We start from the raw sequence: 798 nt of genomic DNA on the forward strand, positions 1-798 counted from the left end.
TTTCATAAGGGTTTCAATTCTTGGGTCTGAAAGCAAGGCTTTGAAAAGACGCACGGGGGAGATGCCGTGGAAATCGCCCTTGAAGCCGTTACGTCTGAGTTGGGGCAATATCCTCATCTTTGGATATGCACAGCTTCTTGCCACCACATCATCGTATAGGCTGTTGTGCGGTCTTACCTCCATATCGCTGCCTAATGCCCACACATCGCAATAGCAGAAAAGGAAGCCACGGAGCAACGCCATGTCCGTAACCTTGCCGTCGGGTGAAATCCAACGCTGCACGACCTCGTGGCAGTAGAAACGCATCGGTTCGCCTTTCCTGCTCTCGCATCTGACCTGCGCCACGCGGATTACCTGATACCCTTTGCAGGTGGTTATCACGCTGAAATACTGCGTTTCCTTGTAGATGCGTCTGCGTGTGTCCTGCACTTTGAGTTCGGCATGGCATTGGGGGCAGGTGCAGCCTTCAAGGGTGTCGCATAGTCCGCTGTCGCTGTGCCACTCGTGACCGCAGTCGGAACAGGTGATGTTCCCTTTCTTGGTGCGGTAGCCGATATGCTCAACGCAGTGGCGGTATGCCCAATCTATTTGTGTCGCTGATATGGGGCGAAGGTTGGCGGAAAGTCTTGCCACCTCTTTCTGTATCTTGGTCTTCGGTTTCATAAGCCTAAATCAAATAATGAGGGTTGGGGTTGGTTTTCTTTTCTCGCTGACGGTCTGTGGCGGTTCTGCAACTTGCGGAGTTCCTCCTCTTGGTATTTGCGGACAGCGTTCTGACGTGCCTCCGCCTTTTCCTCT

General features: G+C 52.9%; 1 protein-coding gene and 1 pseudogene. Both read right to left on the reverse strand.

Going from position 1 to position 798, the window contains the following annotated elements; translation table 11 throughout:
- A pseudogene (locus HPS54_RS12795) lies at positions 1-663 on the reverse strand (PcfJ domain-containing protein); the annotation flags it as partial.
- On the reverse strand, positions 660-798 hold a 139-nt coding region (locus tag HPS54_RS12800), incomplete at its 5' end, for a Cas9 inhibitor AcrIIA9 family protein (RefSeq protein WP_216653088.1). The gene HPS54_RS12800 and the pseudogene HPS54_RS12795, both read right to left, overlap by 4 nt.

This window comes from Xylanibacter caecicola (assembly GCF_013166515.1).
Taxonomy (GTDB): Bacteria; Bacteroidota; Bacteroidia; order Bacteroidales; family Bacteroidaceae; genus Prevotella; species Prevotella caecicola.